At 68.5% G+C, this 18,636-nt stretch carries 13 protein-coding genes and 1 rRNA gene; 4 read left to right on the forward strand and 10 right to left on the reverse strand.

From position 1 onward, the window contains the following. The 4 genes from GFH49_RS27105 to thyX form a co-directional block, all read right to left on the reverse strand. Positions 1-1,117 (reverse strand): 16S ribosomal RNA (locus tag GFH49_RS27105); the annotation flags it as partial. Positions 1,118-1,610: 493 nt separating this feature from the next. Then, positions 1,611-3,296, reverse strand: coding sequence for a ribonuclease J (locus GFH49_RS27110; protein WP_155058691.1), 1,686 nt, complete (start codon positions 3,294-3,296; stop codon positions 1,611-1,613). 153 nt (positions 3,297-3,449) lie between these two features. Next, a complete protein-coding gene (dapA, locus tag GFH49_RS27115; protein ID WP_155058692.1) occupies positions 3,450-4,349 on the reverse strand; it encodes a 4-hydroxy-tetrahydrodipicolinate synthase in 900 nt (299 codons plus the stop codon). Positions 4,350-4,560: 211 nt separating this feature from the next. Further along, on the reverse strand, positions 4,561-5,301 hold the full coding sequence (gene thyX, locus GFH49_RS27120; RefSeq protein WP_155058693.1) for an FAD-dependent thymidylate synthase: 741 nt from the start codon (positions 5,299-5,301) through the stop codon (positions 4,561-4,563). A gap of 238 nt (positions 5,302-5,539) precedes the next feature. Between thyX and GFH49_RS27125 the strand changes: the two genes are divergently transcribed. Both GFH49_RS27125 and GFH49_RS27130 read left to right on the forward strand, forming a co-directional pair. After that, the gene (locus tag GFH49_RS27125; RefSeq protein WP_155058694.1) at positions 5,540-5,779 is read left to right on the forward strand and encodes a hypothetical protein; all 240 of its coding nucleotides are present in this window, start codon (positions 5,540-5,542) and stop codon (positions 5,777-5,779) included. A gap of 91 nt (positions 5,780-5,870) precedes the next feature. Continuing rightward, entirely contained in the window at positions 5,871-6,425 is a 555-nt protein-coding gene (locus GFH49_RS27130) for an SCO5741 family PH domain-containing membrane protein (protein WP_155058695.1), read from the forward strand. Between the two features lie 64 nt (positions 6,426-6,489). Here GFH49_RS27130 and GFH49_RS27135 read toward each other — a convergent pair whose 3' ends face one another. The 6 genes from GFH49_RS27135 to eccD form a co-directional block, all read right to left on the reverse strand. Continuing rightward, entirely contained in the window at positions 6,490-6,933 is a 444-nt protein-coding gene (locus GFH49_RS27135) for a tetratricopeptide repeat protein (RefSeq protein WP_155058696.1), read from the reverse strand. 5 nt (positions 6,934-6,938) lie between these two features. Next, positions 6,939-7,691: a 4-hydroxy-tetrahydrodipicolinate reductase gene (gene dapB, locus GFH49_RS27140; RefSeq protein WP_155058697.1), complete on the reverse strand. Its 753-nt coding sequence runs from the start codon at positions 7,689-7,691 to the stop codon at positions 6,939-6,941. A 34-nt stretch (positions 7,692-7,725) separates the two neighbouring features. After that, positions 7,726-9,105, reverse strand: a complete 1,380-nt coding sequence (locus GFH49_RS27145; protein WP_155058698.1) for a M16 family metallopeptidase — start codon at positions 9,103-9,105, stop codon at positions 7,726-7,728. Beyond that, positions 9,102-11,366 (reverse strand): polyribonucleotide nucleotidyltransferase, encoded by a 2,265-nt coding sequence (locus GFH49_RS27150; protein ID WP_155058699.1) that lies wholly within the window; start codon positions 11,364-11,366, stop codon positions 9,102-9,104. Before GFH49_RS27150 ends, GFH49_RS27145 begins: the two co-directional genes overlap by 4 nt. 319 nt (positions 11,367-11,685) lie before the next feature. Further along, positions 11,686-11,973 carry a 30S ribosomal protein S15 gene (rpsO, locus tag GFH49_RS27155; RefSeq protein WP_155058700.1) on the reverse strand — a complete coding sequence of 96 codons (288 nt, stop codon included), beginning with the start codon at positions 11,971-11,973 and terminating at the stop codon, positions 11,686-11,688. Between the two features lie 219 nt (positions 11,974-12,192). Beyond that, entirely contained in the window at positions 12,193-13,650 is a 1,458-nt protein-coding gene (gene eccD / locus GFH49_RS27160) for a type VII secretion integral membrane protein EccD (protein ID WP_155058701.1), read from the reverse strand. Positions 13,651-13,930: 280 nt separating this feature from the next. Here eccD and eccCa point away from each other — a divergent pair, with 280 nt between their 5' ends. Next, positions 13,931-17,878, forward strand: a complete 3,948-nt coding sequence (eccCa, locus tag GFH49_RS27165; RefSeq protein WP_155058702.1) for a type VII secretion protein EccCa — start codon at positions 13,931-13,933, stop codon at positions 17,876-17,878. 419 nt (positions 17,879-18,297) lie between these two features. Beyond that, entirely contained in the window at positions 18,298-18,615 is a 318-nt protein-coding gene (locus tag GFH49_RS27170) for a DUF397 domain-containing protein (protein ID WP_155058703.1), read from the forward strand. Positions 18,616-18,636 lie beyond the last annotated feature (21 nt).

Here is an 18,636-nt window from a genome sequence, read left to right on the forward strand (position 1 = left end):
CCCCGAAGGGCATGCTGGCAACACAGGACAAGGGTTGCGCTCGTTGCGGGACTTAACCCAACATCTCACGACACGAGCTGACGACAGCCATGCACCACCTGTACACCGACCACAAGGGGGCGCCTGTCTCCAGACGTTTCCGGCGTATGTCAAGCCTTGGTAAGGTTCTTCGCGTTGCGTCGAATTAAGCCACATGCTCCGCTGCTTGTGCGGGCCCCCGTCAATTCCTTTGAGTTTTAGCCTTGCGGCCGTACTCCCCAGGCGGGGAACTTAATGCGTTAGCTGCGGCACCGACGACGTGGAATGTCGCCAACACCTAGTTCCCACCGTTTACGGCGTGGACTACCAGGGTATCTAATCCTGTTCGCTCCCCACGCTTTCGCTCCTCAGCGTCAGTAATGGCCCAGAGATCCGCCTTCGCCACCGGTGTTCCTCCTGATATCTGCGCATTTCACCGCTACACCAGGAATTCCGATCTCCCCTACCACACTCCAGCCAGCCCGTATCGAATGCAGACCCGGGGTTAAGCCCCGGGCTTTCACACCCGACGTGACAAGCCGCCTACGAGCTCTTTACGCCCAATAATTCCGGACAACGCTTGCGCCCTACGTATTACCGCGGCTGCTGGCACGTAGTTAGCCGGCGCTTCTTCTGCAGGTACCGTCACTTCCGCTTCTTCCCTGCTGAAAGAGGTTTACAACCCGAAGGCCGTCATCCCTCACGCGGCGTCGCTGCATCAGGCTTGCGCCCATTGTGCAATATTCCCCACTGCTGCCTCCCGTAGGAGTCTGGGCCGTGTCTCAGTCCCAGTGTGGCCGGTCGCCCTCTCAGGCCGGCTACCCGTCGTCGCCTTGGTAAGCCATTACCTCACCAACAAGCTGATAGGCCGCGGGCCCATCCTTCACCGCCGGAGCTTTCAACCACCACAGATGCCCGCAGTAGTGATATCCGGTATTAGACCCCGTTTCCAGGGCTTGTCCCGGAGTGAAGGGCAGATTGCCCACGTGTTACTCACCCGTTCGCCACTAATCCACCCCGAAGGGCTTCATCGTTCGACTTGCATGTGTTAAGCACGCCGCCAGCGTTCGTCCTGAGCCAGGATCAAACTCTCCGTGAATGCTTCATCACGGGAGCGGAACAATCGGAGGAATAACCCGACCATTCACAGCGTCCTCGCTGTATTCTTCAAAGGAACCTCGCCCCGACCAACCGGCCGGAGACGGGGTATCAACATATCTGGCGTTGATTTTTGGCACGCTGTTGAGTTCTCAAGGAACGGACACTTCCATCGTACTCACCCGAGACACTCTCGCGGCTTTCCTCCGGGCGCTTCCCTTCGGTCTTGCGTTTCCGACTCTATCAGATCTTTTCTCGATCCGATTTCCTCGGCGCTTTCCAGGTTTCCGCTTTCGCGTTTCCCTTTCCGGCGGCTCCGACTTTATCAGAGATTCTGAGTCGGAATTCCCGTCCCGCTCGGGGACTGGTTCCGGCGCACGAAGTGGCCGGGTTCCCGTTGAGGAGGAGTCGTAAACGTACTGGAGCGGAGCGCCTCGATGCAAATCGAGGCGCTCCGCTCCGAGTTCGCGCGTGGTGAGGTGCCGAGCGTCGGGTCAGACCTCCACCACGACAGGGAGGATCATCGGCCTGCGGCGGTAGGTGTCGGAGACCCACTTGCCCAGCGTGCGTCGGATGAGTTGCTGCAGCTGGTGGGGCTCGACGACGCCGTCCTGGGCGGAGCGTTCCAGGACTTCCGTGATCTTCGGGAGGACGTCGGCGAAGGCCGAGTCCTCGATGCCGGAGCCACGGGCCTGGACATGAGGCCCGCCCGTGATCTTGCCGGTCGACGAGTCGACGACGACGAAGACCGAGATGATGCCCTCGTCGCCGAGGATCTTGCGGTCTTTGAGGGCAGGCTCGCCCACGTCGCCCACGGAGAGGCCGTCGACGTAGACATAGCCCGCCTGGACCTTGCCGGAGATCTTGGCCTTGCCCTCGACGAGGTCCACGGCGACGCCGTCCTCGGCGATGACGATGCGGTCGTGCGGGACGCCGGTCAGGGCGCCCAGTTCGGCGTTGGCGCGTAGGTGGCGCCACTCGCCGTGCACCGGCATCAGGTTCTTCGGGCGGCAGATGTTGTAGAAGTACAGGAGCTCGCCGGCGGAGGCGTGGCCCGAGACGTGGACCCTGGCGTTGCCCTTGTGGACGACGTTCGCGCCCCAGCGGGTCAGGCCGTTGATCACGCGGTAGACCGCGTTCTCGTTGCCGGGGATCAGCGAGGAGGCCAGGATCACCGTGTCGCCTTCGACGATCCGGATCTGGTGGTCTCGGTTCGCCATCCTCGACAGGGCGGCCATGGGTTCGCCCTGCGATCCCGTGCAGACCAGCACGATCTCGTCGTCCGGGAGGTCGTCGAGGGTCTTGACGTCGACGACGAGGCCGGGCGGGACCTTGAGGTAGCCCAGGTCCCGTGCGATGCCCATGTTGCGGACCATCGAGCGGCCGACGAAGGCGACGCGGCGGCCGTACTCGTGGGCCGCGTCCAGGATCTGCTGGATGCGGTGGACGTGGCTGGCGAAGCTGGCCACGATGATCCGCTTGCGGGCGGTCGCGAAGACCTGGCGCAGGACGCTCGAAATGTCGCGCTCGGGCGGAACGAAGCCCGGGACCTCGGCGTTCGTCGAGTCGGAGAGGAGCAGGTCGATGCCCTCCTCGCTCAGCCGCGCGAACGCGTGCAGGTCGGTGAGCCGGCCGTCCAGCGGGAGCTGGTCCATCTTGAAGTCGCCGGTGTGGACGGCCATGCCGGCCGGGGTGCGGATGGCCACGGCCAGGGCGTCCGGGATGGAGTGGTTGACCGCGATGAACTCGCAGTCGAAGGGGCCGATGCGTTCGCGGTTCCCCTCCGCCACCTCAAGGGTGTACGGGCGGATCCGGTGCTCCTGGAGCTTGGCCTCGATGAGGGCGAGGGTCAGCTTGGAGCCGATCAGCGGGATGTCGGCCTTCTCGCGGAGCAGGAAGGGCACGCCGCCGATGTGGTCCTCGTGACCGTGAGTGAGGACGATGCCCTCGATGTCGTCGAGGCGGTCCCTGATGGACGAGAAGTCCGGCAGGATCAGGTCGATTCCGGGCTGCTCCTCTTCGGGGAAGAGCACTCCGCAGTCGACGATCAGGAGGCGGCCGCCGTATTCGAAGACCGTCATGTTCCGGCCGATTTCGCCGAGGCCGCCGAGCGGGGTGACCCGTAGGCCGCCTTCGGGGAGCGACGGGGGCAGGCTGAGTTCGGGATGCGGATGACTCAAAAGACTCTCCTCACCACACACGCCACGTACCGGTGGGGCACGTGGCGCGCATGACGTTCGTGCAGAAGCAGTTGTCGTGTGGGGTGCGGGCACCGGTGGCCCGCTATTCAGTTGTGGAGTTTCACTGCGCGACGGCTCGCGCGAAGTCTGGTGCTAGAGCTGTACCCCGCCGGCGGCAAGATCGATCTTGAGCTGCTCGATCTCCTCTGCAGTGAGCTCCACCATCGGCGCGCGCAGCGGTCCGGCGGGCAGGCCCTGCAGGGCGAGCGCGGCCTTGGTGGTCATGACGCCCTGGGTGCGGAACATGCCGGTGTAGACCGGAAGCAGCTTCTGGTGGATCTCGGTTGCCTTGTGCACGTCGCCCGCGGTGTACGCCTCGACCAGGGCGCGCAGCTCGGGGGTGACCACGTGGCCGACGACGGAGACGAAGCCGACGGCGCCCACGGATAGCAGCGGCAGGTTCAGCATGTCGTCGCCGGAGTACCAGGCGAGGCCGGAGCGCGCGATGGCCCAGCTGGCCCGGCCGAGGTCGCCCTTGGCGTCCTTGTTGGCGACGATGCGCGGGTGCTCGGCGAGGCGGACCAGTGTCTCGGTGTTGATCGGGACGCCGCTGCGGCCGGGGATGTCGTAGAGCATGACCGGCAGTTCGGTGGCGTCGGCGATGGCCGTGAAGTGCCGGTAGAGGCCGTCCTGTGGGGGCTTGTTGTAGTACGGCGTCACGACCAGGAGGCCGTGCGCGCCGGTCTGCTCGGCCTCGCGGGCGAGTTCGAGGCTGTGGCGGGTGTCGTTGGTGCCGACGCCGGCGACGACGTGGGCCCGGTCGCCGACCGCTTCGAGGACGGCTCGGACGAGATCCTTTTTCTCCGCATTGCTGGTGGTGGGGGACTCGCCGGTGGTGCCGTTGATGATCAGGCCGTCGTTGCCTGCGTCCACCAGATGGGCGGCGAGCCGCTGGGCGCCGTCGAGGTCGAGTGCGCCGTCCGCCGTGAAGGGCGTGACCATGGCGGTGAGGACCCGCCCGAAGGGGGTCTGCGGAGTGGAGGTCGGAGCCATGGGTAACACGCTACTCGCTGCTCAATGCGGGGTCTGCCCTCGGGGCAGGCGACAAGTCGTGACAAAGGTGGAGCCCGGCACTGCCTGCTCGGGGGTTCAAGCAGTGCCGGGCCCGTTTGATCAGGCTAGATGAACTTCTCTAAATGCCGCAATACGGACACTTCGCCCGGCGGCCCCGTACATCTGTGCCCGAGAGGGGGCCATCCGTGCGCTACGGCGCGACGCGGCCGTTGGCGTTGAAGGCGGCGTAGGTGAGAGGCATGAGCTTGGCCCACTCCGCCTCCATCTTCTCGCCGACCATCTCGATCTCGCGCTGCGGGAAGGACGGGACCTTCGCCCGTTCGTGCTGGGTGCGCAGGCCGAGGAAGTGCATCAGCGAGCGGGCGTTGCAGGTGGCGTACATGGAGGAGAACAGGCCGACGGGGAGGACCGAGCGGGCCACCTCGCGGGCGACGCCGGCGGCGAGCATCTCCTGATAGGCCTCGTACGCCTGCCGGTACGAATCCTCCATCACACGGCCGACCAGCTCCTGCTGGGCCTGGGTGCCCTCGACGAAGACGTACTTGCCGGGGCGGCCCTCCTGGACGAGCTTGCGGGACTCGTCGGGGACGTAGAAGACGGGCTGGAGCTCCCGGTACCGGCCCGATTCCTCGTTGTACGACCAGCCCACGCGGTGGCGCATGAACTCGCGGAAGACGAAGATCGGGGCGCTGATGAAGAAGGTCATCGAGTTGTGCTCGAAGGGGCTGCCGTGCCGGTCCCGCATCAGGTAGTTGATCAGGCCCTTGGAGCGCTCGGGGTCCTTCCTCAGCTCGTCCAGGGACTGCTCGCCGAGGGTCGAGACGCGGGCGGCGAACAGCACGTCGGCGTCGGACGCGGTGTGCTTCACCAGCTCGACGGTGACGTCGCCGCGGAAGCTGGGCTTGAGGTCGTCGGCGGGGGTGTCGGTCACGGCTCGGAGGGTCCCTTCCATCACTTCTGTGGGGCGGCGCCCACTCTACGGCCCGGCACTGACAGGGCGTTCGGTGCCGTGCTGCGACATTCGGCCGCGAACATCGGCGAACTTCTGCGAAGTCGGGGAAATCGGGCACCTTTTGAGGCGCTCGTTCGTCTGTCTCAGTGACAGCGATTCGTTCGATCCCTGAGAGCCCCGAAGAGGCCCGGGGTCCCCGAGAGGAGAGGTGCCTCTGATGTTTCGTCGGCGCGAACCCGTCCCGTTCGCCTTCCTCGCCGAGGCCGACAGGTATCGCAGCAATGTCGCTCCCCCACCACGCGAGCGGGCGACCGCGGGACAAATAGCCGGGCGCTGGTTGCTGGGCCTCACCATCGTGGCGGGGCTGGTCGGGTCCCTGGTCCTCGGGATGCCGGCGCTGTCCACGGAGCTGTCGTCCACGCAGCCTCAGCATTCTCAGGCGGCCGGCGGACGCTGACCCCGTCCGGACCCCCAAGGGTGGTGAGCGGGGACACGGGTCGATACCCTCACCGGGCACAGCCCATGCATGGATTGAGTGAGGACCAGCCGTGCCCCTGCCCTTCCTGACGGCCGACCACGCATACGAGGCAGCGGAGGATGTCCCGCTGCCGTTCGACGACCGCGACCGCTGGCGACGCCCCTACCGTCCGGGGCCCTGTCGGGTGGGCTCGGCGGCGGTTCTGCTGCTGCTCGCCTCGTACGTGCTGTTCGCGGCGGTCATCATCGCGTTCACCGGCACGCTCACCGAGGCCGGGGTGGTCTTCGGCATCGCGCTGCTCGTGGTCGCCGTCGCCCTGCGGATGCTGCGCATGGGCGTGTGGGTGAGCGCGGCCGGGCTGCGCCGGGTGGGCTTCCTCGGCACGCGTACGGTGGCCTGGAACCTGGTCGTCGCCGTGCGGACGGTGCAGCAGCCGGTGCGCTGGCTCGGGCTGCCGCGCACGGTGCAGGGGCAGGCCCTGAGCCTCGTACGGCAGGGACGTGCTCCGGAGGACGAGCAGCCGCTGCTGACCACGCACAGCGCCGACTTCCTGGCGCGGCCGGAGGCTTTCGACCGGGCCGCGGACACCATCGAGGCGTGGGCGGCGGAGAACAGGCACGGCTGACACGTATGCGACGGGGCCCGGTCCGCATCGGCGGAACGGGCCCCCCTCCTCTGCTGAGGAGCCTTCAGCGGGCGGCTTCACGCAGGGCGATCGCCCGTTGCATCGCCTTGCGGGCGCGCGGGGTGTCGCGGGCGTCGTGGTAGGCGACGGCGAGGCGGAACCAGCTGCGCCAGTCGTCGGGGGCGGCCTCCGTCTCGGCCTTGCGCTTGGCGAAGACCTCGTCGGCCGAGTCGCGGTCGATGCGTCCGCCGGGGGTCCGCTTCAGTTCGTCGACGGGCAGGCCGCCCTCGGCGTCGAGTTCGGCGGCGAGCCGGTTGGCCTTGCGGACGAACTCGGTGTTCTTCCAGAGGAACCACAGGCCGATCACCGGCAGGATCAGCACCGCGACACCGAAGGTGACGGTCAGGACCGTGCCGGCCTGTATGAGCATGACGCCGCGGCTGCCGACCAGGACGAAGTAGACGACCAGGACGGCAGCCGTGACGGCATAAGTGATCTTCGCGCCCATGGCGGTCAGCCGAGGTCCAGGAAGTGTTCCAGGCCGAAGGTGAGGCCCGGAGTGGTCACCACGCGGCGGGCGCCGAGCAGGATCCCCGGCATGAAGCTGCTGTGGTGGAGCGAGTCGTGGCGGATGGTCAGTGTCTCGCCCTCGCCGCCGAGCAGCACCTCCTGGTGGGCGAGTAGCCCGCGCAGCCGGATGGCGTGGACCGGGACCCCGTCGATGTTCGCACCGCGGGCTCCGCCCAGGGCGGTGACCGTGGCGTCCGGCGCCGGGGCGGAACCCGCGTGGGCGCGCGCCTCGGCGATGAGCTGGGCCGTGCGGGTGGCGGTGCCGCTGGGGGCGTCCACCTTGTTCGGGTGGTGCAGCTCGACGACCTCGACGGACTCGAAGTAGGGCGCCGCGATCTGCGCGAACTTCATCGTCAGGACGGCCCCGATGGAGAAGTTGGGCGCGATGAGCACGCCGGTCTCCGGGGACTGGGCCAGCCAGCCCTTGAGCTGCGCGAGGCGTTCGTCGGTCCAGCCCGTCGTACCGACGACGGAGTGGATGCCGTGCCGGACGCAGAAGTCGAGGTTGCCCATCACCGAGGCCGGCGTGGTCAGTTCGACGGCGACCTGGGCGTCGGTCTCGGCCAGCGTCTCCAGCTTGTCGCCCCGGCCGAGGGCGGCGACCAGCTCCATGTCCTCGGCGGCCTCGACCGCCCGTACCGCCTCGGATCCGATCCGGCCGCCTGCACCGAGGACCGCCACACGCAGCTTGCTCATGTTCTTGCTTCCTTCAGTTCCTTCAGGAGAGGGCTTACGCGACCGCTTCGTGCAGACGGGACGCCTGTTTGTCCTTGAGCGGACCGATGACCGACAGCGAGGGCCGCTGTCCCAGGATGTCGCGGGCGACCGCGCGGACGTCGTCCGGGGTGACCGAGGCTATCCGGGCCAGCATGTCGTCGACGGACATCTGCTCGCCCCAGCACAGTTCGCTCTTGCCGATACGGTTCATCAGCGCGCCCGTGTCCTCCAGGCCGAGAACTGTGGAGCCGCGGAGCTGGCCGATGGCGCGGTCGATCTCGTCCTCGGGCAGGCCGTGCCCGGCGACCTGGTCGAGTTCGTCGCGGCAGATCTTCAGCACGTCGTGCACCTGGGACGGGCGGCAGCCCGCGTACACGCCGAACAGGCCGCAGTCGGCGAAGCCCGAAGTGTACGAGTACACGCTGTAAGCCAGGCCGCGCTTTTCGCGGACCTCCTGGAAGAGCCGGGACGACATACCGCCGCCGAGTGCCGTGTTCAGCACGCCCAGCGCCCAGCGGCGCTCGTCCGTGCGGGCCAGGCCCGGCATACCGAGGACGACATGCGCCTGCTCCGTCTTACGGCCGATCAGCTCCACGCGCCCGGCGGTGCGGACGGTCCGGCGGCCGTCGCGCGGGGTGATGGGCATGGCGTCGAGGCTCTTGAGGGCACCCGCCTTCTCGAAGGCGGCGCGGACCTGTCGTACGACCTTGTTGTGGTCGATGTTGCCGGCGCAGGCGACCACGAGGTGGGTCGGGTCGTAGTGCTTCTTGTAGAAGCGGCGGATGCGGTCGGCGGTGAGGGCGTTGACCGTGTCGACCGTGCCGAGGACGGGGCGGCCGAGGGGGTTGTCGCCGAACATCGTGTGCGCGAACAGGTCGTGCACGCAGTCGCCCGGGTCGTCCTCGGTCATCGCGATCTCTTCGAGGATGGCGCCCCGCTCGACGTTGACGTCCTCTTCGAGGATGAGCGAGCCGGTCAGCATGTCGCAGACGACGTCTATGGCGAGCGGCAGGTCGGTGTCGAGCACGCGTGCGTAGTAGCACGTGTACTCCTTGGCCGTGAACGCGTTCATCTCGCCGCCGACCGCGTCGAGGGCGGAGGAGATGTCCAGTGCGGACCTGCGGGTGGTGCCCTTGAAGAGGAGGTGCTCCAGGTAGTGCGTGGCGCCGTTCAGCGCAGGCGTCTCGTCGCGGGAGCCCACGTGCGCCCAGATGCCGAAGGTGGCTGAGCGCACGGACGGGAGCGTCTCGGTGACGACCCGGAGGCCTCCGGGGAGGGTGGTCTTGCGGACCGTACCGATGCCGCCTGTGCCCTTGATCAGGGTTTGGGTACGGGCGACGGCCCGCGCCTCCGAAGAGGTGCGGGCCGTCGCCGTTGAGCTGCTCGACGTCACTGGTCGCCCGCGGCGGAGCCGCTCTCGGACGCAGCGTCCTTCTTGTCGTCGGCGGCCGCTTCCTCGCCCTCGATCACGGGGATCAGGGAGAGCTTGCCGCGGGAGTCGATCTCGGCGATCTCGACCTGGACCTTCTGGCCCACGCCGACGACGTCCTCGACGTTCTCCACGCGCTTGCCGCCGGCCAGCTTGCGGATCTGCGAGATGTGCAGCAGACCGTCCTTGCCGGGGAGCAGGGAGACGAAGGCGCCGAAGGTGGTGGTCTTCACGACCGTACCCAGGTAGCGCTCGCCGACCTCCGGCATCGTCGGGTTGGCGATGCCGTTGATCGTGGTGCGGGCGGCCTCGGCGGCAGGGCCGTCGGCGGCACCGATGTAGATGGTGCCGTCGTCCTCGATCGTGATCTCGGCGCCGGTGTCCTCCTGGATCTGGTTGATCATCTTGCCCTTGGGGCCGATGACCTCGCCGATCTTGTCCACGGGGATCTTGACGGTGATGATCCGCGGAGCGTTCGGGGACATCTCGTCCGGCGTGTCGATCGCTTCCATCATCACGTCGAGGATGTGGAGGCGGGCGTCACGGGCCTGCTTGAGGGCCGCGGCCAGGACGGAGGCCGGGATGCCGTCCAGCTTGGTGTCGAGCTGGAGGGCGGTCACGAACTCCTTGGTGCCGGCGACCTTGAAGTCCATGTCGCCGAAGGCGTCCTCGGCGCCGAGGATGTCGGTCAGCGTCACGTAGTGCGTCTCGCCCTCGATCTCCTGGGAGATCAGACCCATGGCGATACCGGCGACCGGCGCCTTCAGCGGCACACCGGCGTTCAGCAGCGACATGGTGGAGGCGCAGACCGAGCCCATGGACGTCGAGCCGTTGGAGCCGAGGGCCTCGGACACCTGGCGGATCGCGTAGGGGAACTCCTCGCGCGTGGGCAGGACCGGCACGAGGGCGCGCTCGGCGAGGGCGCCGTGGCCGATCTCGCGGCGCTTCGGGGAGCCGACGCGGCCGGTCTCGCCGGTGGAGTACGGCGGGAAGTTGTAGTTGTGCATGTAGCGCTTGCGGGTCACCGGGGAGAGGGTGTCCAGCTGCTGCTCCATGCGGAGCATGTTCAGGGTGGTGACGCCCAGGATCTGGGTCTCGCCACGCTCGAACAGTGCGGAGCCGTGCACGCGCGGGATGGCCTCGACCTCGGCGGCCAGGGTGCGGATGTCGGTGACACCGCGGCCGTCGATGCGCTTCTTCTCCTTGATGACGCGCTCACGGACCAGGGACTTGGTCAGCGAGCGGTACGCGGCGGAGATCTCCTTCTCGCGGCCCTCGAACTCCGGCAGGAGCTTCTCGGCGGCGAGGGTCTTCACGCGGTCCAGCTCTGCCTCGCGCTCCAGCTTGCCGACGATGGTCAGCGCCTGGGCGAGCTCCGGCTTGACGGCGGCGGTGAGCGCCTCCAGCACGTCGTCCTGGTAGTCCAGGAAGATCGGGAACTCGGCGGTCGCCCTCTTGCCCGATTCAAGCTGCGCGGCCTTCGCGGCGAGGTCCGACTGGGCCTTGCAGAGGACCTTGATGAAGGGCTTCGCGGCGTCCAGACCGGCGGCGACGACTTCCTCGGTCGGCGCCTCGGCGCCGCCCTTGACCAGCTGGATGGTCTTGTCGGTGGCCTCGGCCTCGACCATCATGATCGCGACGTCGCCGTCCTCCAGGGTGCGGCCCGCGACCACCATGTCGAAGACGGCGTCCTCAAGCTCGGTGTGCGTCGGGAACGCGACCCACTGGCCGTTGATCAGCGCGACGCGGACGCCGCCGATCGGGCCGGAGAAGGGCAGACCGGCCAGCTGCGTGGACGCGGAGGCGGCGTTGATCGCCACGACGTCGTACAGGTGGTCGGGGTTGAGGGCCATGATCGTGGCGACGACCTGGATCTCGTTGCGCAGGCCCTTCTTGAAGGACGGGCGCAGCGGGCGGTCGATGAGGCGGCAGGTGAGGATGGCGTCCTCGGAGGGCCGGCCCTCACGGCGGAAGAAGGAACCGGGGATCTTCCCGGCCGCGTACATCCGCTCCTCGACGTCCACCGTCAGCGGGAAGAAGTCGAGCTGGTCCTTGGGGTTCTTGGAGGCGGTGGTGGCCGACAGCACCATGGTGTCGTCGTCCAGGTACGCCACGGCGGAACCGGCGGCCTGCTTGGCCAGGCGGCCCGTCTCGAAGCGGATGGTGCGGGTGCCGAAGGAGCCGTTGTCGATGACGGCCTCGGCGTAGTGGGTCTCGTTCTCCACTAGCGTTTTCTCCGTTACTTGTCGTCTTTCGTCCCGCCTCGCCCGTGTGGCGGGGGGACGGTTGCGGAGAAGCGCTCCGTCTGGTGCGGGCCGGTCTTCGATCGAAGCACCCGGGGCTCACTTCCCCCCGGGGGCCACTACCGAGGACCGGCGGCGGCGAGGCGCGCTTCTCCTCTTCCTTGTCGTGTCGTGCTGTGTCGTGCGTATGGCGTTCTGCTACCCACACTACAAAGCGGGTGTGACACTCCGCACGTTTCCGCACGTACGGCAAAAGGGAGCGGCCCCCGATCGTCTCGGGAACCGCTCCCTTCACGGCGTGTTACTTGGCGCCCGCCGCACCACGGCGGATGCCGAGACGGTCGACCAGCGCACGGAAGCGCGCGATGTCCTTCTTCGCCAGGTACTGCAGCAGCCGGCGGCGCTGACCGACCAGGATCAGCAGACCACGACGGGAGTGGTGGTCGTGCTTGTGGGTCTTGAGGTGCTCGGTCAGGTCGGAGATCCGACGGGACAGCAGAGCGACCTGGACCTCGGGGGAGCCGGTGTCACCGTCCTTGGTACCGAACTCGGAGATGATCTGCTTCTTCGTGGCGGCGTCGAGCGACACGCGTACTCCTCATAGTCTGTGAATGGCCACCGAGTGCCCCCGGTCTGCTACTCGGGGGAGCTTCCGTGACTCGGAAGGCGGGGATCCGCTGGGCGCGGCCTCCGGGGCCTGGGCTCCGGGGGTGCGTACACGAACGGCCGTCACACAGCGTACCAGCAGACGAGCGCGCTCTTGACAGGCGTCCTCCGCCGGTCAGATGCCCGCCGCGGACCTCGCCGGTCAGATGCCGCCGCGGACCTCGCCGTAGACATCGAGGACGGCCAGGCAGATCGGGACCAGGGAGAGCAGCACCAGCGAGTCGGCGAGGTCGAGCATCCGGCCCCAGAACGGCGAGAGCCCCTTCTGCGGCACGATCAGCGCGATCGCGATCAGGATCAGCACGCCCACCCCGACCGCGGCGGCGAGCCACAGGGTCCGCACGTCGACGGCGCTGGAGTCGCCCTTGAGGAGGTCGACGATGATGCCGTCCGGGGGCGAGAGGGCCAGGCCGAGCACCAGCAGGGCGATCGTGCCGACTCCGGCCACGAACAGGCATGTGACCTGGGCGGTGTACCGGAAGAGACGTGCGCGCAGCATCGCGGCGAGGCCGGTGCACAGGGCCAGCAGCTGGGCCCAGCCGCTGTTGCTGAAGCCGAGCACCGCGCCGCCCGCGCCGATGATGACGGCGGCGCAGCCCCCGACCAGGCCGAGCAGCAGTTCGTGGCCCCTGCTGGTCTGGGCGACGATGCGCTGGACGTCGACGGCTTCGACGTCGCCCTCGTCTCCCTCACGCCGGGCCCTGGCCAGGTCCTCCGGGTTGCGGAAGCCGATCGGCAGCTTGGCAAACCGGGCCGACCAGCCGGGCAGGAAGCCGACGACCGCCAGGCCGACGACGGAGGTGCCGGCGGCGATCTCCCGCGGCTCCGCCTCCGTGAGCACCCCGCAGAACACGGCGAGCGTGCCGATCCCGGCGGCCAGCGCGGCGGCCACGAACGGGGCGTCGCCCTGCGGCAGCAGCATGATCAGCACGACGGAGACAAGGAGTACGGCGACACAGCCGACGAGGAACTGGATCCGGCCGGGGCCTTCGCCCGCGTCCTGCGGGATGACCCCGGAGCCCGCGATGAGTGCGTGCGGGAGTGCCGAGACGCCGAGTGCGACGGCGGCGCCACGGTCGTCGTACACCCGGGCGCGGACCCCGGCGAGCGCCGTCAGGGCCACCGCGACCACGCCGGCGAGGATGCCCTGCAGGCCGTGCATGTCGTGCCGTATCGGATCCGCGAACCAGAAGACGAAGCCGAGCATGATCAGCAGCAGTGCGCCGGAGACCAGACCGGCCATCCGCATCAGGTTGTCGTTCCAGCTGCGGATGTCCTGCTTGACCGCGGCGGCGATCGCGTCCACCACGTCGTCGTGCACGGCCGGCGGCAGTGAGTCGGCGAAGGTGCGCAGCAGCAGCACGTCGCCGTCCCTGACCCGGTGTTCGAGCAACGAGCGGCTGGCGTCGAGTACTTGGCCCTCGCGGGTGACGAGGTGATAGCCCGCCGGATCGGCGTCCGACCTGACCAGGCCCGAGAGCCTGACGATCTCAGGAAACAGGTCCTGGACCGGCAGATCCTCCGGTAGCGCGACATCGACCCGGCTGTCCGGCGCCGCGATCGTGATTCGGCAGAAACCTGTCGATGTCCCCGTGCTCACCTGGTACTTCCCCCTGCTGGACAAGGCTTCCTCGCGCCGCTCGTACGGCACGGAGCGCCACCATATCCGTTGCCACGGGGGGCGCAGGGCCCACCTCCCCGGTTTCCTCTCCGTGCCCCCTCGGCATCTCCATCCTCCTGGCTCCCTGGGGCACTCGGTGCATCAGTAGGATCGACGCCCACATGTATGACGCCTACGCGAACGAGAACACGTCGCGCTACACGGGGGCGTCGATGCCAGGACGTATCAGACGTATCAATCGCGAAGGATGAGTGCATCGGTGAGCGTCGTCATCATCAAGCGACCACCGCGGATAGTGCCCCCGGCCGTCCCGGACGGCGAGGTCAGACTGGAGACGCCCCCCGAGATTCCTCGCGAGGGCGACGAGAGCATGCTGATGACCCTGCTGCCCATGATGGGCATGATGGGTTCGGTCGGCTTCTTCTTCATGCCGGGTCTGCCCCCCTACATGAGGGTGGTCGGCGGGCTGATGCTGGCGTCGACGCTGGCCATGGCCATCGCCCAGTTCGCCAGGTCCCGGCAGCAGGGCGGCGGCGCGGGGATGGCGCAGGACCGGCGCGACTACTTCCGCTATCTCGAACAGGTCCGCAAGGACGTGCACAAGACCGCCGAACTGCAGCGGCGCAGCCAGCTCTTCCAGCATCCCGACCCGGAACAGCTGTGGGCCGTGGCGGCCGACGGCAAGCGCCTGTGGGAACGGCGCCCGACCGACGCGGACTTCGCCTCCGTACGCATAGGCCGTGGCATCCAGCAGCTGAACACTCCGCTCGTCGCGCCGGAGACGGCGCCCAAGGACGAGCTGGAGCCGCTGACCGCGGCGGCGATGAAGGCCTTCCTCGACGCCCACGGCAGCCTGTCCGACCTGCCCGTCTCCGTCTCCCTCCGTGCCTTCTACCACGTGACGGTGTGCGGGGAGACGGACACGGTCTACGGCAGTGCCCGTGCGGCCCTGGCCCAGCTGGCGACGCTGCATTCGCCCGAGGACCTGATGATCGCCGTGGTGGCGCACCCCTCCGCGGCGGCGGACTGGGACTGGATCAAGTGGCTGCCGCACAGCCAGCACCCGAAGTCCAAGGACGGCGCGGGTTCGACCCGGCTGCTCTTCGACGATCTCGGCGAGCTGGAGGAGGCGCTGGCCGACCAGTTGGACGACCGGCCGCGCTGGAACCGGGACGCGGGCCCGGTCTACGACCAGCCGCATCTGATCGTGGTGCTGGACGGCGGCACCGTGCCGCCGGACTCCGAACTCGCCAGCACCGAGGGCCTGCAGGGCGTCACCTTCCTCGAAATCTCCCCCGGCGAGCTGGAGGAGGAGCTGCGCGCGGGCCTCACGGTCTACGTCAAGCCGGACCGGATGCGGCTGTTCGTCCACCATGAGTCCGCCTACAGCGGCAGGCCCGACCTGCTGAACCCGGCGCAGGCGGAGTCGCTGGCCCGGCAGCTCGCCCCGTTCCGGGTGGGCTCCGCGGAGGAGGGCGAACCCCTTCTGTCCAACCTGGACTTCACCGACCTCATGGGGATCGGCGACGCGGGTGCCGTCGATGTCTCCCGCACCTGGCGGCCCCGCACGCTGCACGAGCGGCTGCGGGTGCCGATCGGTGTCGGCGAGAACGGCGAGCCGGTCATGCTGGACCTCAAGGAGGCCTCGCAGGAGGGCATGGGCCCGCACGGTCTGTGCGTCGGCGCGACCGGTTCCGGCAAGTCCGAGGTGCTGCGTACGCTGGTGCTCGGTCTCGCGGTGACGCACTCCTCGGAGACGCTGAACTTCATCCTCGCGGACTTCAAGGGCGGCGCGACCTTCGCCGGTATGGCGGACATGCCGCACACCGCGGCGGTCATCACCAACCTCGCCGACGACCTCACCCTCGTCGACCGTATGCGCGACTCGATCATGGGTGAGACACAGCGCCGTCAGGAGCTGCTGCGCTCGGCCGGCAACTACGCCAACCTGCACGACTACGAGAAGGCCCGGGCGGCGGGCGCCGCGCTGGAGCCGATGGCCTCACTGGTGATCGTGCTCGACGAGTTCTCCGAACTCCTCACCGCCAAGCCCGACTTCATCGACATGTTCATCCAGATCGGCCGTATCGGTCGCTCGCTTGGCATCCATCTGCTGCTGGCGTCGCAGCGCCTGGAGGAGGGCAAGCTGCGCGGCCTGGACACGTACCTGTCGTACCGGATCGGTCTGCGTACGTTCTCCGCTGCCGAGTCCCGTACGGCGATCGGTGTGCCGGACGCCTACCACCTGCCGTCGATCCCCGGCTCCGGCTATCTGCGGTACGACACCGACACCATGGTCCGCTTCAAGGCGGCGTACGTGTCGGGGCCGTACCACGGCGAGGGCCCGTCCCGGGTGCACCGCTCGACGCAGCTGCGGCCCGCGCTGTTCACGGCGGAGCAGGTGGCGCTGCCCCCGCAGCCGGTGATCGACGAGCCGGAGCCCGACACCAGGGTGGACGACGCGCTCGCCGACACCGTCCTGGACGTCCTCGTCAGCCGGATGGTCAACCAGGGCCCGCCCGCTCACCAGGTGTGGCTGCCGCCGCTGGAAGAAGCGCCCTCGCTGGAGCAGCTCCTCCCCCAGCTCGCCGTCACTCCGGACCGCGGCCTGACCGCGCCCGACTACACGGCACTCGGCCGGCTCAACGTGCCGGTCGGCCTGGTCGACAAGCCGTTCGAGCAGCGGCGCGACGTGCTCTACCGGGACTTCTCGGGCGGCGCGGGCCACGGCCTGTTCGTCGGTGGTCCGCAGTCCGGCAAGTCGACGCTGCTGCGCTCGCTGATCTCGTCCTTCGCGCTCACCCACACACCGGCCGAAGTCCAGTTCTACTGCCTGGACTTCGGGGGTGGCAGTCTCATCGCGATGGAGGAGCTGGCCCACGTCGGCGGGGTCGCCAACCGGCTCGACGCCGAGAAGGTGCGCCGTACGGTCAGCGAGGTCGAGGGGATCCTCAACGCGCGCGAGGAGTACTTCCGCGCGAACAACGTCGACTCGGTGCAGACCTACCGTCAGCGCCGGAACGCGGGCCAGCTGCCCGACCAGCCCTGGGGTGACGTCTTCCTGGTCATCGACGGCTGGGCCACCTTCAAGACGGACTACGAGCTGCTGGAGTCCACCGTCACCGAGATCGCCACACGCGGCCTCGGCTTCGGCGTGCACGTGATCCTGGCCGCGAGCCGCTACACCGAAGTGCGGCCCGCGCTCAAGGACATGCTGCAGAACCGCATCGAACTGCGGCTCGGCGACCCGACCGAGTCGGAGATCGACCGCAAGGTCGCGCAGAACGTGCCGGCCACCGTGCCGGGCCGCGGTCTGACCCCGGACAAGCTGCACTTCATGACCGCCCTGCCCCGGGTCGACGGCTCCTCGGAGACGGAGGACCTGTCGGAGGCGACGGCGATCCTCGTCCGGGGCATCAACGACAACTGGCAGGGCGCCCCGGCCCCGGCCGTGCGGCTGCTGCCCACGATGCTGCCCTGGGACCGGTTGCCCAAGGGCTTCGAGCACCCGGACCGCGGTGTCGCCATCGGCATCGACGAGTCGTCGCTCGCGCCGGTCTTCGTGGACTTCGAGACCGACCCGCACTTCATCGTGTTCGGTGAGAGCGAGTCCGGTAAGTCCGCGATGCTGCGGCTGCTCATCAAGCAGATCTGTGAGCGTTACACGCCGCAGCAGGCGAAGATCGTCATGGGTGACTACCGGCGCGCACACCTGGAGGGCGTGCCCGAGTCGCACCTCTCCCGGTACTGCGCGGCGGCGCCCGCGCTGACGGAGACGCTGGAGGGCCTGGCCGGTTCGCTCGGCCGCCGTATGCCGGGCCCGGACGTGACGCCCGAGCAGCTGCGCAACCGCAGTTGGTACAGCAGCCCGGACGCGTTCGTCATCATCGACGACTACGACCTGGTGGCGACCGGCGTGAACCCGCTGGCCCCGCTGCTGGAATACCTGCCCTTCGCCCGTGACATCGGCCTGCGCGTCATCATCGCGCGCGCCTCGGGCGGCGCCAGCCGGTCCCTGTACGAGCCCGTGATGCAGCGCCTGCGCGAACTCGGCGCCCAGGGCATCGTGCTCTCCGGCGACCGGACCGAGGGGGCTCTGCTGGGCAACATCGCACCGTCCCAACTGCCGCCCGGGCGGGGGCACTTCCACACTCGGCGACGGAGTGGGCAGCTGATCCAGACGGGGTGGTTGGCGGCGCGGCACTGATGTGTGTGGGGGGTGACGGGAGGGGTGCGCCCGGGTGAGGGGGTGGGTGACGGGAGGGGTGGCGCCCGGGGTGGGGGCCGGGGTGGGGGCCGCCCGCGAATTCTGCGGGCGGTGCCGAGGGTCCGCTGAGACCTCGGGCCGTCGGGTATGCGGTGCGCGGAGTGTGACAGTTTTCCGGAAACCGTCACACTCCGCGCACGGGAAGTCCGGCGCCGGTTGATTCGCCAACAGCGACCCGAGTGAGGGGCCGGGTGGGGGGCGCCGCCCCTCCATTGTGTGCACCATGAGCGTCGTGGACAAAAGCCCGGACCTGACTCGGCGAGCTGTGGGTGACCCGCCCTTTCCGCAGCGTGAGCACCATGCAGGCAAGTAGGCTGAGACCCATACTTCGTTCGCACGTCAGGAAGAGGCCCAGCAGCATGACCCAGGCACGGGACAACGAGGTCGAGACTCAGGCCGAGGACGTCAAGGCGCGCAAGGAGCGGGAGCGGGACGAGCTGTACGCCCTCGACATCTCGGGGGTCGAGTGGCACTCCGCGCCGGGTACCGAGACGCACGAGGAGCGGGTCGAGATCGCGTATCTGCCGCAGGGCGCGGTGGCCATGCGCTCGTCCCTCGATCCCGACACCGTGCTGCGGTACACCGAGGCGGAGTGGCGGGCGTTCGTACTCGGGGCACGGGACGGGGAGTTCGACCTGGAGCCTGCGCCGCACAATGGTGGGATGCCGGCGGAGTAGCGGACTGGGTCGTGTTCGGGG

The organism is Streptomyces blattellae (assembly GCF_009709555.1).
GTDB classification, from domain to species: Bacteria; Actinomycetota; Actinomycetes; order Streptomycetales; family Streptomycetaceae; genus Streptomyces; species Streptomyces blattellae.

Bases quoted from the DNA above. Each gene is read 5' to 3' on its own strand.
- GFH49_RS27170 (WP_155058703.1), top strand. From the start codon at position 18,298: ATGACCCAGGCACGGGACAACGAGGTCGAGACTCAGGCCGAGGACGTC.
- GFH49_RS27125 (WP_155058694.1), top strand. From the start codon at position 5,540: ATGTTTCGTCGGCGCGAACCCGTCCCGTTCGCCTTCCTCGCCGAGGCC.
- GFH49_RS27135 (WP_155058696.1), bottom strand. From the start codon at position 6,933: ATGGGCGCGAAGATCACTTATGCCGTCACGGCTGCCGTCCTGGTCGTC.
- dapB (WP_155058697.1), bottom strand. From the start codon at position 7,691: ATGAGCAAGCTGCGTGTGGCGGTCCTCGGTGCAGGCGGCCGGATCGGA.
- dapA (WP_155058692.1), bottom strand. From the start codon at position 4,349: ATGGCTCCGACCTCCACTCCGCAGACCCCCTTCGGGCGGGTCCTCACC.